Below are 14246 nucleotides of genomic sequence, written 5' to 3' on the forward strand. Positions count from 1 at the left end.
CGGCCCATGAGCGAGAACAGCACCGACATGACCGGCGACCAGCTCGAGGCGGTCCAGGCCGTGGTCGACCGAGTGTCCTCCTGGCAGGACGGCGCCACCGAGGGCACAGTCGAGGACGAGCTCCGCAAGGGCTTCGCCGAGGTCGGCGTCGACGTCTCCGCCGACAAGGTCACCGCCCTCGCCGAGGCCATCGAGGCCCGCCACGGGGCCGTGTCGGCCGCGGAGGTCCTCGCCTGACATGGGAGGTCCGGACGAACGGCACCGCCGGCCCGACGGCGTCGACGACGCCACGGTCGAGGCGCTCGGCAAGCTCTCAGAGGCGCTGGAGTGCGTCGAGTACGCCCGGGGCCACCTCTACGGCTTCCACCGACTCAGCGGCACCGCCGACCTGACCCTCGGAGACGCCGTAGACCTGCTGCGCAAGGCGGGCCACGACGAGCTGGCCGACCGGATCGACCGCGAGCTCGTCGGCCGGAACGTGATCGAAGGACGATGGACGTTCCAGATCGTCGAGGCCTACGACGACACCTACTACTCCGCGTTCAAGGACCTGGAGACGCTGGCTCGCGACGAGCTCGTCGAGGGCAAGCGTCACCTCTACGAGGCGGAGATGAAGGAGGATCGGCGCACCGAGGGCCGGCCCCACCACGCCGCCCGGCCGGACCAGGGGGTCTGAGCAGGTCAGGTCCATCCCACGGGCCGGTCGAGCGCGGACGGCAGCCGGGTGGCGCCATCGCCTCGGGTGGCGTTGACCTGAGGCTGGGTCAGGAAGAGCGCCCGGGACGCGTCCGCCGCGCGGAGGTCGGCGTCCCGGAGGTCGGCGCCGAGCAGGTCGGCGTTGGTCAAGTCGCTCCCCCTCAGGTCGGCGGCGACCAGCAGCGCGCCGCGCAGGTCCGCGTCGCGCAGGTCCCGTGCCCGCAGGTCGGCGCCGAGCAGGTCGGCGCCGGCGAGATCGGCACCCCGCCGGGAGCGTGCGCCCCGGCTCGCCGTACGGAGCAGCTCCCCCACGGCGGACCGGATCGCCGCGAGGTCCGTGGACAGCACGGTCTCGGGGGCGGCCTGCGCCAACTCGGCGAGCCGTCGCTGCCAAGCCCTGCTCTCCTCCGCGCCGGCAGGGGGCAGGCGCGGAGCCTCCGCGAGCAGCCACCGCATCTCGTGCACCGCCCTGAGGACGGCGAACACGGCGAACCGCTGCCGGTCCCTCTCCGGATCCGCTCCGAGGCCTTCGCCGGCGTAGGTCACCTGGGTCACCTGCTGGCCGGCCCCGAAGCACTCGAAGATTGTGCAGCCGCGCATGCCGATGTCGTTCAGCTGATCGTGCACCCCGCATCGGTGGTCGTCGCCGAGGTGGCGACACCGCTCCCCCTCCGCCTTGGCGAAGGCGAAGCTCGCAGAGCGCTGGAACCCCAGAGCCACGCAGCACAGGCCGGTGCACCGGGCGCAGTCCGAGCGCAGCGACGGGTCCGCTCCCGACGCTGCGCGCTCGACCCCGTCTGCCGCCACTCCCCCATCATGGCGGCCGCCGCCACGACGCCGACGCGGGTGGGCTCGGGATAGGTTGAGGGACATGCCCCATGAGATCCCGCACCGGGAGCTGAACGACGGCACCACCCTGCCCGCGATCGGCTTCGGCACCTATCCGCTCAAGGGCGACGAGTGCGTCGCCGCGGTGGTCTCCGCCATCGAGATCGGCTACCGGCTGATCGACACCGCGGTGAACTACGAGAACGAGGAGGCGGTGGGCGAGGCGCTGCGACGCTGCGGGGTCCCCCGCGAGGAGCTGCGCGTCACCAGCAAGCTGCCTGGCCGCCACCACGCCTACGACGACGCCGTGGTCAGCGTGCACGAGTCTCTCGGTCGCCTCGGCCTGGACTACCTCGACCTGCACCTGATCCACTGGCCCAACCCCAGCCAGGGCTTGTACGCCGAGGCGTGGCGGGCGTTGGTCGACCTCCAGGAGCAGGGGCTCGTCCGCTCCATCGGTGTCTCGAACTTCACCGAGGACCACCTGCTCCGGGTCGTCGACCTGACCGGCGTCACCCCCTCGGTCAACCAGATCGAGCTGCACCCGCTGTTCCCACAGCGCCAGATGCGGGCGGTGCACGAGCGCCTGGGCGTCCAGACCGAGTCGTGGAGCCCGCTGGGCAAGCGCGAGGCTCCGTTGACGGAGCCGGCGGTGGCGCAGCCCGCCGAGCGGCTCGGGGTCACGCCCGCCCAGGTGATCCTGCGCTGGCAACTGCAGCTGGGCTCGATCCCCGTCCCGAAGTCGAAGACCCCCGAGCGGCAGCGCCAGAACCTCGATGTCTTCGGCTTCGAGCTCACCCTCGACGAGATGGAGGAGATCAGCGCGCTCGGCCGCCCCGACGGTCGTCTGTTCGGCGGCGATCCGGACGTCCACGAGGAGATGTGATGCCGGCGACGCCGCCGACGCCGTACCTCCTCGTCGACCTGGCCCGGCTGCGTCGCAACGTGCGCGCCGCGGCAGAACGCTGTGCCGCCACCCGGGTCGCCCTGCGGCCCCACGTCAAGACGCACAAAAGCGTCGAGATCGCCCGCCTCCAGCTGGCCACCGGGGCGGTCGGCATCACCGTCGCGACCGTCGGCGAGGCCGAGGTCTTCGCCCGGCACGGCTTCGACGACATCTTCATCGGCTACCCGGTGTGGGTCGACGAGCGCTCGGCGGCGCGGCTGCTCGACCTGGCCGACCGGGCGCAGGTGACCATCGCCGTGGACTCGGCGGCTGCGGCCGCGAACGCGGGTCGTCACCTCGGGCACACCTCGATCCGGGGACTGGTCGAGGTCGACAGCGGGCAACGCCGCACCGGCGTCACCCCGGCGGAGGCGGGACGGGTAGCAGCCACCGGCGTCCGCGCCGGGCTCGACATCCGCGGCATCTTCACGTTCCCCGGGCACGCCTACGACCCCGAGCGGGTCGCCACCGCCGCCGACGACGAGTCCACTGCGCTCCGCGCCGCCAGGGACGCCGTCGAGGCGGCAGGCGTCGAGGTGCACGTGGTGAGTGGCGGCTCGACACCGACGTTCGCCCACAGTGACACCGAGGTGCTCACCGAGCTGCGCCCCGGCGTCTACGTCTTCGGCGACGCCCAGCAGTGGGAGCTGGGCGCGATGCGCCCCCAGGACGTCGCACTGGTCTGCCGCAGCACCGTGGTCAGCCACGCCGGAGGCAGGTTGGTCCTCGACACCGGCAGCAAGGTGCTCGGCGCCGATCGGGCAGGGTTCGCCTCCGGATTCGGGCGCCTGCCGGACTATCCCGACGCCCGGATCGTGCTGCTGGCCGAGAACCGGGCGGTGGTCGACCTCCCCGACACCCCGCTCCCCCCGCTCGGCAGCAAGGTCGACGTGGTGCCCAACCACGTCTGCAGCGCGGTGAACCTGGTCGACCAGCTCTGGGTGGAGGAGGCCGGCACCATGCGGGCCTGGAGCGTGGTCTCTCGCGGCCTGAACTCCTGACCGGACCGACCACTAGGATCTCCGATCGTGCGCCGACGCCTCCGCCCCTGGGCCCTGCTCGCCGTGGTCCCCCTGCTCCTCGCCGCCTGCGGCGACGACGACGAGCCCACCAGCGCGGCGGACCCGGCCGCGACCGCGGCGGCCACCGGCCCGCCCTGTGTCTATGCGGAGGCTGAGTCGCCCGCGAAGGACGTCGCGGCCCCGCCCGACCGGGCTGCGGTCGGCGGCATGGTCGAGGTGACCCTGGAGACCACGGTGGGCGAGCTCGACCTGACGCTGGACGCCGAACGGTCGCCGTGCACGGTCAACTCGTTCGTCTCCCTGGCTCGGCAGGGCTACTTCGACGACACCACCTGCCACCGGATGACGATCTCGGGCATCTACGTGCTGCAGTGCGGCGACCCGTCCGCCACCGGCACCGGGGGCCCCGGCTACACCATCGAGGACGAGGTCGACGGCTCGGAGACCTACCCGGCCGGCACGCTGGCCATGGCCAAGACGCAGCTGCCCGACTCCGGCGGCTCCCAGTTCTTCATCGTCTACGACGACACCTCGCTGCCGCCGAGCTACACCGTGTTCGGCACGGTGTCCCAGGCCACCGTCGGCCTCCTCCAGGACGTCGCCGCCGACGGCGTCGACGACGCCAACGGACCCGGTGACGGACACCCCAACACCGAGGTCCGGATCGAGTCGGCCAGCGTCGCCGACTGATCGAGGCTTCTGGGCGGATGCCCGCCCGGCTCAGTCGCCTCCGAGCGGGAAGCCGACGCCGGTGAGCGCCTCCGAGCGCACCCACAGCGCCTTGGCCAGGTCCGGGTCACTGGCGGCGCGGCTCCGTCCGACGCCGGTCGGCCAGCCGTGCAGCTCGCGGAGCCGGTGCGGCCCGAAGTAGCTGTTGCCCGGCACGTCCATGGTCGCCGCGTACAGCAGCGGCAGCACCCCGCGCTCCGGCGGCATCCCCACCAGCCGCTGCCCGAACGAGCCGACTCGCGTGAGCATGCCGTTGCCGGTGTTCGCGGTGATCTGGGTGTTCGTGTTCCCGGGGTGCGCGCCGGTCGCCCGGAGCCGTGACCCGGCCGCGTGCAGCCTGCGCTGCAGCTCCGCGAGGAAGAGCAGGTTCGCGAGCTTGCTGGCGGCGTACGCCGCGTAGGGGCGGTAGCCACGACGGGACCAGTTCAGGTCGTCGAGGTCCAGCACCCCGGAACGGTGGGCCTGCGAGGCGACCACGACCACCCGGTCGCGGATCCTCGGCAGCAGCAGGTTGGCGAGTGCGAAGTGGCCCAGGTGGTTGGTGGCCAGCTGCTGCTCGAACCCGTCGACCGAGCGCCCGAACGGCACCGCCATCACCCCGGCGTTGTTCACGAGCACGTCGACGTCGAGCCGGTCGGTGCGCAGCCCGTCGGCGAAGCGTCGCACGGAGCCGAGATCCGACACGTCGAGCCGGCGGACCTCGGCGGATCCGCGGCCCGCGTCGAGCCGAGCCGCCACCCGCTCCCCCTTCGCGGGGTCACGCACCGCCAGCACGACGTGGGCGCCGGCGCGCACCAGCGAGCGGCTCAGCTCCAGGCCGAGCCCGCCGCTCGCACCGGTGACGACCACGCACCGGCCCCCCTGCGCAGGCACCTGGTGCCAGGCGGGGGTGCGGACGCGACGGGCCATGCGCGCAGCCTGCCAGAGCCGCGCCGCTGATCGGGAGCGCGAAGGTCCGCGACACGCCCGGGTTGCGCTCAGTCGGGGCCAGCCCTTGCGTCAGCGGGTCGGGCGAGCAACGGTGGAGGGGTCCTGCACGCCATCGGAAAGGCGAGTCATGCTCACCCTCACCGAGAACGCCAGCACCATCGTCCGAGACCTCTCCACCCAGCCGGGCTTCCCCGAGACCGCCGGTCTGCGCATCACCTCCGAGAGCGCCAGCGAGCCCGCCTTCGCGGTGTCGGCGGCCGAGGCCGCCCAGCCCGGCGACCAGGTGGTCGAGCAGGCGGGCGCCACCGTCTACCTCGACGAGGGCGCCGCCCTCATGCTCGACGACAAGATCCTCGACGCCTCGGTGGACCCCACCGGCCGCGTGGAGTTCGCGCTCGGCCTGCAGGCCTGAGCCTGGTCTGATCACGCGCACGAGCCCCGGCCGGACGGCCGGGGCTCGTGTCGTTGTGTCTCGTGCTCGGGGACGGTGGCCTTCAGTGCGCCTGGCGGCGCAGCGCGGCGGTGCGACGACGTTCGCGACGGGCACGCTCGCGGGCCAGCTTCGCGGTGCGCAGCAGGGCCCGGTCCTGATAGCGGTGAGCCCGCTCCTCGACGATCCCGTAGGCCAGCTGCAACTGCGTGTCCATGGACTTCCTCATCCCCTTCAACCCGGATCGCGGGCCTCGGTCATGGGTGGTTGGTGTAATCGGTTTGTCACGGTGGTGACTCTTACACTGTAGAGGCCCTGGCGAGCGCCGACGAACTGGCGACGGCGTGATCTCCACCACCCGCCGCAGGTCAACCCGACCGTCGCCCACTTCCACTTGGGCCGCCTGCGAGGATCGCCCCATGCCGACCAGAACCCGCGAGATCCACCTGGCCTCCCGCCCCACCGGCTGGCCGACCCACGAGAACTTCCGGACCGTCGAGGTGACCCTCCCCGACCCCGGACCGGGGCAGGTGCTGGTCCGCAACACGGTGATGAGCGTGGATCCCTACATGCGAGGACGGATGAACGACGCCCGCTCCTACGTCGCGCCGTTCGCTCTCGACGCGCCGCTCGACGGCGGTGCCGTCGGTGAGGTCGTCGCCTCCGGTGACGACAGCCTGCAGCCCGGTGACGTGGTGCTCCACCAGCTCGGCTGGCGCGAGCACGCCCTGGTGTCCGCTCGGGAGGGACGCAGGCTCGACGTCTCGCAGGCACCGGCGAGTGCCTACCTCGGCGTGCTCGGCATGCCCGGCCTCACGGCGTACGTCGGACTCACCCGCATCGCCCCCGTGCAGGAGGGCGACACGGTCTTCGTCTCCGGCGCCGCCGGCGCGGTCGGGTCCGTCGCCGGACAGGTCGCCCGCCAACTCGGTGCCGCGAAGGTGATCGGCTCGGCCGGGTCTCCAGAGAAGGTCGCCTGGCTGACCGAGGAGCTCGGCTTCGACGCCGCCTTCGACTACCACGACGACCGGGTCTCCCGGCTGCTGCGCCCGCACGGACCGGTCGACGTCTACTTCGACAACGTCGGCGGCGACCACCTCGAGGCCGCGATCGGGCAGATGAACGACTTCGGCAGGATCGCGGCCTGCGGCGCGATCGCGACCTACAACGACGACTCCCCCTCCCCCGGGCCCCGCAACCTGTTCCTGCTCGTCTCGCGACGGCTCTCCTTGCGCGGCTTCATCGTCACCGACCCCCAGCACCGCGACGCGGTCGGCGAGTTCCACCGGCGCGCCGCCGGGTGGATCGCCGACGGCACGCTGCGCTACCGCGAGACCTTCGCCGACGGACTCGACCGCGCTGTCGACGCGTTCCTGGGCCTGCACCGTGGCGAGAACATCGGGAAGATGCTCGTCCGGCTCTGACCGGGCGAGCCGCCCCGGTGGCCGAGCCTGCCGAGACCCTCAGCCCTCGAGACACACCTCGGGCAGGTCGAACCAGCGCAGGTGCTCGAACTCGGCCGTGACATTGCCGGGGTGGGTGTCCAGGTCGGGTCCCTGAGCTGCCGCCAGGATCGCCGCGCCGTCGCGCAGGTGCTCCGCGAGCAGCTCCTCGCCACCGGTGACGTCGGCGTGCGGGAACCGCACCCGGCCACCGGCGTACGACACATCGTGCAGGCTCAGCGGCGGGGTCACCACGCCGTCGCGGTGCCGCCAGCGTCCGGTGGCGGGGTCGAACCGGTAGTCGCCCAGCAGGCGCCATCCCTCGCGGGCGACCAGACGGACCGCCTGCACCAGGTAGTCCGACACCGTGTCGGAGACGAAGTAGTTGAAGTTCACCCGCACCCAGCCGGGCTTGATGCCCTCGCAGCCGCCGGTGATCTCGCGTTCGTACTCGTGGGAGCGGTCCAGCCCGATGCCCAGCAGGCGGTGCCCGTAGGGGCCGGCGCACGAGCACCCGCCGCGCGCCTGGATGCCGAACAGGTCGTTGAGCAGGGCCACGACGAAGTTGTGGTGCAGGAACCGCCCACTGGGCGATCGCACCACGAACGAGACGATCGAGAGCCGCGGCGCGTCGAGGTTGCCCAGCAGCTCCAGGCCCGGCTCTGCGCGCCAGATCTCGACGGCGCGGCGCAGCAGTCGATCCTCGTGGGCCCGGATGGTCGCGGTGCCGACCGCCTCCTTGAGCTGGAAGACCAGGCCCGCGCGGATCGACTCGATGATCGACGGCGTGCCGCCCTCCTCGCGCTGCGCGGGGTCCGCCAGATAGCGGTGGTCGCGCGCGTTGACGTAGGCCACGGTGCCGCCACCTGGCACCACGGGGACGCGGTTGGCGAACAGCTCCCGCCGGGCGGCGAGCACCCCCGGCGTCGAGGGGCCACCGACGAACTTGTGCGGTGAGAGGAACACCGCGTCCTTGTAGGACAGCGGGCGGCCCTCCACCGGGCCCATCTCGATGTCGACGTAAGGTCCGGCCGCGGCGAAGTCCCAGAGGCTGAGCGCCCCGTGCTCGTGCAGCAACGTCGCGATGCCGGCGGTGTCGGAGAGGATGCCGGTCACGTTGGAGGCGGCGGAGAAGGAGCCGATCTTCAGCGGCCGTCTCGCGTAGCGCTCCAGCTGGACCCGCAGGTCGTCCTGGTCGACCGCGCCGTCGGCGTCCTCCCTGATCGTCACCACGTCGGCGATCGACTCGCGCCACGGCAACTCGTTGGAGTGGTGCTCGTAGGGGCCGATGAAGACCACCGGGCGCTCGTCGGGTGGGATCCGGCCGGTCAGGTCGTAGCGATCGTCGAGCACCGAGGGCACGCGCAGACCGAGCACCCCGACGAGCTTGTCGATCGCGCCGGTGCAGCCGGAGCCGGTGAAGACCACCACGGTGTCGTCGTCACCTCCGACCGCCCGGTGGATGATCTCGCGCGACTCCTCGCGCAGGCGCGTGGTCTGCAGACCGGTGCCGCTGGACTCGGTGTGGGTGTTGGCGTAGGCCGGGAGCACCTGGTCGCGCAGGAAGTCCTCGATGAAGCTGAGCCCGCGTCCGGAGGCGGTGTAGTCGGCATAGGTCACGCGACGCGGTCCGTACGGCGTCCGCATCACGTGGTCCTCGCCGATCACGGACTCACGGACCAGCCGCAGCAGCGCAGCGGTGTCGTCGCTCGCCATGGGGCCAAGATAGGCCACGGCGGGCCGGGCGATGCCCGACCCGCCGTGGGTGCCGTCCGCCCCGGATAGGGGCCGCGGTCAGCGGATGATCACGCGCACCCGCTCGCGACCTTCGACGACGCGCTCGTAGGGACCCGAGACGTCCTTCACGACCCGTCGGTCACTGTTGCCGCCGCGCTCGCCCTCGTCGATCCACATCTCGAGCTCGGCTTCGACCTCGTCGTTGCGGACCATGTTGGCCAGCTTCTTGGCGGCCTTCTCGACGGTGCCGACCCGGCCATAGCTGTACAGCCAGGCGCCGCCGGTGACCTGGAGGTAGGCCCGGCTGCCCGCGGCCTTCCTGGGCACGTCCAGCTCGAACGGCACCTCGGTGATCGTGCCGTCAGGCGCCTCGAGGAGGTACTGCAGCTTCAAGGTGCCACCGGCCTTGACCCGGGCCTTGTTCTTGCGGTTCACCGTGACCCACTCGCCGCCGCGCCACTGCTGGACACCCTCGACGCGGTCGGTGTCGTCGTCGGAGCTGGCCGAGGAGTCGGCGTCGATCGAGGTGACCTCGACGCCCGGGATCTGGCTGATCATGTAGACCCAGTCACCGAGGGCGTAGCCCATCTCGTAGCTGAGGTCCCAGCTCGAGGCGTAGCGGTCCTCCAAGGACAGCTCGAAGGGGCTGCCGTCGATGTCGGTGCCGGTGATCGTCCAGGCCATCAGCTCCGAACCCGGGGTGTAGGAGTCGAGCACCCGGTCGTGGTTGAGCACCACCTGGTAGAACGACGTGCTGGCCAGGTTGTCCGGTGTGCGGACCGAGGCGTGGCTGGTGCCGGTGCGGCTGCGGTCGCCCTCGGGGAAGGCGGTCGCGGTCGTGATCTCGACCGACTCCGGAAGCGCGCCGATGAACCCGGTCAGCCCCGTGGTGTGGTCGTCGGTGACGGTGCCGGCCGGCAGGCCGAGGTTCGCGAGCTTGAACGGCGGGCCCACCGTCTCGCGCTGCACGTAGAGCACGTCGGCGGGGTGCAGCGACATGGTGGTCTCGCCCAGGAACGTCATCGGGTGCCCGAACGCGGTCACGTCGTCGCCGCAGACCGAGGTCACCGTGCCGACGCCGGCCTGGGTCACGTCGCCGTAGGACAGCGATGCCGCCACGTTCCCGCCCGGCACCACGTCGGCAGCGGTCGGGCCGCCCTCGGCGGCCGCGCCGACGCTGTAGGTGTCGGCCAGCAGCCAGCCACGCTCGCCCAACCTGTTCTCGGCCTTCTCGACGCCGGCCAGCCGGCGGGCGCCCAGACCCGAGACGCCCAGCGGCATCGGCAGCTGCCGTGCACCCTGGGAGGCCTGGGCGACGGTGACGTCGGTCTGCTTCGCGATCGCCTTGGCGGTAGCCCGGTCGATCTGCACCTTGCCGGCGGGCTCGGTGCCCAGGTAGTCGTCCATCTCGGAGTACGGCGTGATGCCGGCGACCGGCGAGGCACCGTAGGACATGCCGTAGGCGACGGCACCGAGCAGCCGGCCGTCCTCGGCGTAGACCGGCGAGCCCGACATGCCCTGCCAGATGCCGCCGACGCGCTGGATCTCCGGCGAGTCGAGCTCGATCATGATCATGTCGACGCCGACGGTGACGCCGTCCTCGAGGACACCGATCACCTCGCCGGTGAAGCCGGTGGGCGTGGTGCCCTCGGTGACGGTCAGGCCGGTCACCGCCTGGCCCTTCGTGACCTCGGAGACGGGGAACGGCGTGGGGCACTCCAAGACGGGGTCGGCCGCCTGCGCCGCGGTGGTGCCGCCGGCGACGGCCAGGGTCGCGAGACCGAGGCCGAGCGTGGCGGACAGAGACGCCAGGGTGCGACCCCGACGACGAGCAAGAGATGACATGGGACTCCTCCGAGACCTATGGGGCCTGTTCGTCGGCCCCGGCTGTTGTGTGTGACGCCGCGGTGGGGCGTTCGGTTGCCTGGGCACTCGATTCGTCGCACCCGATGTCGGTGCTACGGCGGCCCGGACCCCCCGTCTCGGCGTTCGCCACGCTAGTGGTCCAGACCTGCACTGTCCGGCGAACGCTCCTCGACACGCCGTCCGGTCCGTATCCAGGCCGGGGTGCCGCATCCCCCGCTCGGGTGCCACCTCCTACGCTGATCTGCGTGCCCGCACCCTCACAGAGCCTGCGCCAGGAGGAGGCCCGGACGCGGGCCGAGCAACTGAGCGTCGAGGCGTACGACGTCCGCCTCGACCTGGCCCGCGACGAGAAGACCTTCGACTCGGTGACGACGGTGCGGTTCCGCTCCGCCGGCGGGCCGACGTTCGTCGACCTGAAGCCGCTCCACCTCCGCTCGGCCGTCCTCAACGGCTCCCGCCTCGACCCCTCCCTGCTCGAGGGCGGCCGGCTCCCCCTGCAGACGCAGGTGGGCGACAACGAGCTTGTGGTCGACGCGCAGATGGGCTTCCGCAACGACGGCGAGGGCCTGCACCGCAGCGTCGACCCGGCCGACGGCCGGCACTACGTCTACGGCATGTCGTTCATGGACGCCGCACCGAGCATCTTCGCCTGCTTCGACCAGCCCGACCTCAAGGCCCCCTACACGCTGCACGTGACCGCGCCGCCCGACTGGGTGGTGGTCGGCAACGGCCGCGCGGAGCAGGTCGAGCCCGGGGTCTGGGAGCTGGCCACGACGCCGCCGCTGTCGACGTACTTCGTCACGCTGGTCGCCGGGCCCTACCACCTGCTGCGCGAGGAGCACGACGGCATCGCGCTGGGGTTCAGCTGCCGGCGCAGCATCGCCGGCGCGCTCGACGCCGACGCCGACGAGCTGCTCACGCTGACTCGCCGGTGCTTCGACGAGTTCCACCGCCTGTTCGGCATCCGCTACCCGTTCGGCGACTACCACCAGGCGTTCGTGCCGGAGTTCAACGCGGGCGCGATGGAGAATCCCGGGTGCGTGACCTTCCGCGACCAGCTGCTGTTCACCAGCCGCGCCACGCGCGGCGCCCGGGTGAACCGAGCCACGACGGTGGCGCACGAGATGGCGCACCAGTGGTTCGGCAACCTGGTCACCCCCCGCTGGTGGGACGACCTGTGGCTCAACGAGTCGTTCGCCGAGTACCTCGGCATCCGGGTGACCGCCGACGTCACCGAGTACGCCGACGCCTGGACCGACATGGCCTACCTGCGCCGGCAGTGGGGGCTGGTCGCCGACCGGTCGCCGACCACGCACCCGGTGGCCGGCAACGGAGCCGCCGACGCGAGCTCGGCGCTGCAGGACTTCGACGGCATCTCCTACACCAAGGGCTCGAGCATCCTCAAGCAGCTCAACCGCACCCTCGGCGACGAGGCGTTCTTCGGCGGCGCGGTCGACCACTTCGACCGGCACCGGTTCGGCAACGCGACGATGCACGACCTCTTCGCCAGCTGGGAGCGGGCCAGCGGCCGCGACCTGTCCGGGTTCACCCACGACTGGCTGCGCACGGCCGGCCCCGACACGCTCTCGCTCGACCGGGCGGCGGGTGTCCTGCGGCGCACGCGCCCGGTCGGCGAGCCTGCCGATCGTGCCCACGCATTCCGGGTGGCCGTGCACGACGGAGCCGGGTGGACCGAGCGCAGCGTCGAGCTGACCGGTGACACCACGCCGTTCCCGGTCGGCGACGAGCCGGTGGTGCTCGACCCGTTCGAGGACACCTGGGCCGTCGTCCATCCGGACCCGCGCACCGTCGCCGCCCTCAAGGGGCTGCTGCCCGGCCTGGAGGACGACCAGCTGCGCGCCGCGGTGTGGAACGCGGTGCGCAGCGCGGTCCACGACGCCGTGATCGACCCCGACGACGTCGTCGACCTGGTCGTGGCGTCCCCTCCGATCGAGGACACCGAGGACACCGAGCGGCGGACGATGCCGTGGGTGCTGCGCACGCTGGTGCCCCTCGCCGGTCCCGATGCTGGGGAGCGGGTGCACACGGCGCTTCTCGACCGGCTCGACCGGCTGACCCCGGGCTCCGAGCAGCAGTTGTCGGCGTTCCGGGCCGCGGTCGCGTCGGCGCCCTCGGCCGGCCTGCTGCGAGCCTGGCTCGAGCCGGCGCACGCGGTCCCGGGCATCGAGCTCGACCTCGACCTGCGATGGCGGATCCTGGTGCGGCTGGCGGTCCTCGGCGCGACCGACCGCCACGAGCTGGATGCTGCGTTGGACGCGGAGCCCACGAACGTGTCGCGGGTCGAGCACGTGCGGGCCGTGGCGTCCTTGCCCGACCCTGAGGCGAAGGAGTTCGCCTGGGCGCGATTCACCGGTGCCGCCGAGGCGTCCAACTACGACCTGGAGGCCGCCGGCCGCGGCATGTGGCGTCCTGGGCAGGAGCAGCTGACCGCGCCCTACGTCGACCGCTACTTCGCCGACCTCCCCGGCACCGTGACGTTCCGCAGTGGGTGGGTGCTGGCCGACGCCGCCCACTTCTTCTTCCCCGCGACCTCGCTCACCGAGGAGACCCTCTCCCGCACCCGGGCCCTGGCCGACGACCCCGAGGTCGACCCTTCGCTGCGCCGGCGCCTGCTCGACCAGGCCGACGGCCTCGCGCGCCGACTCGCGGTCCGCCGCGCCTACCCCAAGGGCTGACGATGGTCGTCGGCCGCCCCCGGCGCCCCGGTCCCACGGTGCGCACGCACGTCACCGAGCTGGGGCCCGACGGTGAGCGCCGCCACGAGGACCGGCTGGCGACCGAGGAGCCGCTCGAGATCCGGCTGGCCTGGCCGGGGGTCGCCGCGCACCGCGTGTGGGTGACGATGCGGACCCCGGGCCACGACTTCGAGCTCGCCGCCGGCTGGCTGACGCACGAGGGGCTCGCCGACCCGGGCGACATCTCCACGGTCGCCTACTGCACCGACGCGACGCTGACACCGGAGCAGGAGTTCAACGTCGTGACCGTGACCCTCGCCGGCCGACCGCGCTCGGACGTCGGCCACCGGCACGCCAGTGCCGCGACCGGCTCCTCCGCGTGCGGAGTCTGCGGCAAGGACAGTGTCGGCGCGGTCCTGGACGTCGTGCGTGGTCGCCGATGGCAGGGGCCCGCGCCCGACGCGGGCGTGGTGCGACGGCTGCCCGAGGCGTTGAGCGGCCAGCAGACCGTGTTCGCCCGCACCGGCGGCGTGCACGCCGCCGGACTGTTCACCGCCTCCGGGAGGGCGCTGTCGGTCCGTGAGGACGTCGGCCGGCACAACGCCGTCGACAAGGTCACCGGAGCCCGGGTGCTGGCCGGCCAGCCTCCCGAGGAGGCCTTCTTGGTGGTCAGCGGCCGAGCCGGGTTCGAGCTGGTGCAGAAGGCGGTCGCCGCCGGCGTCGGTGCCTTGGTGGCCGTGGGGGCGCCGACCAGCCTGTCGGTGCAGCTGGCCCGGGAGGCCGGGCTGGCCCTGTTCGGCTTCACCTCCAGCGACCGGTGCGTGCGGTACGCCTGACCCATGCCTGACTCATGCCTGACTCATGCACGGTTCAGGTCTGATCCGGCACACGAGGTGAGACTCCGCCCAGGCTGACGAGGAGCCC

The 14246-nt window shown here is 72.3% G+C and carries 14 protein-coding genes; 9 read left to right on the plus strand and 5 right to left on the minus strand.

Translation table 11 applies throughout. From position 1 onward, the window contains the following. The first annotated feature begins 6 nt into the window (after positions 1–6). Together D6B71_RS02505 and D6B71_RS02510 are read left to right on the plus strand one after the other, a co-directional pair. Positions 7–237 carry a hypothetical protein gene (locus D6B71_RS02505; protein WP_121251614.1) on the plus strand — a complete coding sequence of 77 codons (231 nt, stop codon included), beginning with the start codon at positions 7–9 and terminating at the stop codon, positions 235–237. A gap of 1 nt (position 238) precedes the next feature. Further along, the gene (locus D6B71_RS02510; RefSeq protein ID WP_121251616.1) at positions 239–676 is read left to right on the plus strand and encodes a hypothetical protein; all 438 of its coding nucleotides are present in this window, start codon (positions 239–241) and stop codon (positions 674–676) included. A 5-nt stretch (positions 677–681) separates the two neighbouring features. On the opposite strand, the gene D6B71_RS02515 is transcribed toward D6B71_RS02510, so the two are convergent. Continuing rightward, positions 682–1323 (minus strand): pentapeptide repeat-containing protein, encoded by a 642-nt coding sequence (locus D6B71_RS02515; RefSeq protein ID WP_240641005.1) that lies wholly within the window; start codon positions 1321–1323, stop codon positions 682–684. A 244-nt stretch (positions 1324–1567) separates the two neighbouring features. On the opposite strand from D6B71_RS02515, the gene D6B71_RS02520 reads away from it, so the two are divergent. The 3 genes from D6B71_RS02520 to D6B71_RS02530 are packed head-to-tail and all read left to right on the plus strand — an operon-like array spanning position 1568 to position 4182. Beyond that, positions 1568–2410: an aldo/keto reductase gene (locus tag D6B71_RS02520; protein WP_121251620.1), complete on the plus strand. Its 843-nt coding sequence runs from the start codon at positions 1568–1570 to the stop codon at positions 2408–2410. Beyond that, positions 2410–3471, plus strand: coding sequence for an alanine racemase (locus D6B71_RS02525; protein WP_121251622.1), 1062 nt, complete (start codon positions 2410–2412; stop codon positions 3469–3471). Before D6B71_RS02520 ends, D6B71_RS02525 begins: the two co-directional genes overlap by 1 nt. A gap of 27 nt (positions 3472–3498) precedes the next feature. Next, positions 3499–4182, plus strand: a complete 684-nt coding sequence (locus D6B71_RS02530) for a peptidylprolyl isomerase (RefSeq protein WP_121251624.1) — start codon at positions 3499–3501, stop codon at positions 4180–4182. Positions 4183–4212: 30 nt separating this feature from the next. Here the strand turns inward: D6B71_RS02530 and D6B71_RS02535 are convergent, their stop codons facing one another. Further along, complete coding sequence (locus tag D6B71_RS02535; RefSeq protein ID WP_121251626.1) at positions 4213–5130, minus strand: oxidoreductase; 918 nt, start codon at positions 5128–5130, stop codon at positions 4213–4215. Positions 5131–5278: 148 nt separating this feature from the next. On the opposite strand from D6B71_RS02535, the gene D6B71_RS02540 reads away from it, so the two are divergent. Then, on the plus strand, positions 5279–5563 hold the full coding sequence (locus D6B71_RS02540; protein WP_121251628.1) for a Fe-S cluster assembly protein HesB: 285 nt from the start codon (positions 5279–5281) through the stop codon (positions 5561–5563). An 82-nt stretch (positions 5564–5645) separates the two neighbouring features. On the opposite strand, the gene D6B71_RS22570 is transcribed toward D6B71_RS02540, so the two are convergent. Beyond that, positions 5646–5798, minus strand: coding sequence for a hypothetical protein (locus D6B71_RS22570; RefSeq protein WP_164519503.1), 153 nt, complete (start codon positions 5796–5798; stop codon positions 5646–5648). 202 nt (positions 5799–6000) lie between these two features. Here D6B71_RS22570 and D6B71_RS02545 point away from each other — a divergent pair, with 202 nt between their 5' ends. Beyond that, positions 6001–7005 carry an NADP-dependent oxidoreductase gene (locus tag D6B71_RS02545; RefSeq protein ID WP_121251630.1) on the plus strand — a complete coding sequence of 335 codons (1005 nt, stop codon included), beginning with the start codon at positions 6001–6003 and terminating at the stop codon, positions 7003–7005. Positions 7006–7044: 39 nt separating this feature from the next. Here the strand turns inward: D6B71_RS02545 and D6B71_RS02550 are convergent, their stop codons facing one another. Then, entirely contained in the window at positions 7045–8739 is a 1695-nt protein-coding gene (locus tag D6B71_RS02550; protein WP_121251632.1) for an aminotransferase class V-fold PLP-dependent enzyme, read from the minus strand. 78 nt (positions 8740–8817) lie between these two features. Further along, positions 8818–10605, minus strand: coding sequence for a SpoIVB peptidase S55 domain-containing protein (locus D6B71_RS02555; protein ID WP_164519504.1), 1788 nt, complete (start codon positions 10603–10605; stop codon positions 8818–8820). Between the two features lie 266 nt (positions 10606–10871). Here D6B71_RS02555 and pepN point away from each other — a divergent pair, with 266 nt between their 5' ends. Further along, positions 10872–13322: an aminopeptidase N gene (gene pepN, locus D6B71_RS02560; RefSeq protein WP_240641006.1), complete on the plus strand. Its 2451-nt coding sequence runs from the start codon at positions 10872–10874 to the stop codon at positions 13320–13322. A gap of 38 nt (positions 13323–13360) precedes the next feature. Then, a complete protein-coding gene (locus D6B71_RS02565; RefSeq protein ID WP_240641007.1) occupies positions 13361–14158 on the plus strand; it encodes a formate dehydrogenase accessory sulfurtransferase FdhD in 798 nt (265 codons plus the stop codon). Positions 14159–14246 lie beyond the last annotated feature (88 nt).

Origin of the sequence: Nocardioides ferulae, from assembly GCF_003660455.1 — a bacterium.
Lineage (GTDB): Bacteria > Actinomycetota > Actinomycetes > Propionibacteriales > Nocardioidaceae > Nocardioides > Nocardioides ferulae.

What these genes read in the sequence shown, in the direction of transcription:
- D6B71_RS02505 (WP_121251614.1), top strand. Translation starts at nt 7, where the DNA reads ATGAGCGAGAACAGCACCGACATGACCGGCGACCAGCTCGAGGCGGTC.
- D6B71_RS02510 (WP_121251616.1), top strand. Translation starts at nt 239, where the DNA reads ATGGGAGGTCCGGACGAACGGCACCGCCGGCCCGACGGCGTCGACGAC.
- D6B71_RS02520 (WP_121251620.1), top strand. Translation starts at nt 1,568, where the DNA reads ATGCCCCATGAGATCCCGCACCGGGAGCTGAACGACGGCACCACCCTG.
- D6B71_RS02525 (WP_121251622.1), top strand. Translation starts at nt 2,410, where the DNA reads ATGCCGGCGACGCCGCCGACGCCGTACCTCCTCGTCGACCTGGCCCGG.
- D6B71_RS02535 (WP_121251626.1), bottom strand. Translation starts at nt 5,130, where the DNA reads ATGGCCCGTCGCGTCCGCACCCCCGCCTGGCACCAGGTGCCTGCGCAG.
- D6B71_RS02540 (WP_121251628.1), top strand. Translation starts at nt 5,279, where the DNA reads ATGCTCACCCTCACCGAGAACGCCAGCACCATCGTCCGAGACCTCTCC.
- D6B71_RS22570 (WP_164519503.1), bottom strand. Translation starts at nt 5,798, where the DNA reads ATGGACACGCAGTTGCAGCTGGCCTACGGGATCGTCGAGGAGCGGGCT.
- D6B71_RS02545 (WP_121251630.1), top strand. Translation starts at nt 6,001, where the DNA reads ATGCCGACCAGAACCCGCGAGATCCACCTGGCCTCCCGCCCCACCGGC.
- D6B71_RS02550 (WP_121251632.1), bottom strand. Translation starts at nt 8,739, where the DNA reads ATGGCGAGCGACGACACCGCTGCGCTGCTGCGGCTGGTCCGTGAGTCC.
- D6B71_RS02555 (WP_164519504.1), bottom strand. Translation starts at nt 10,605, where the DNA reads ATGTCATCTCTTGCTCGTCGTCGGGGTCGCACCCTGGCGTCTCTGTCC.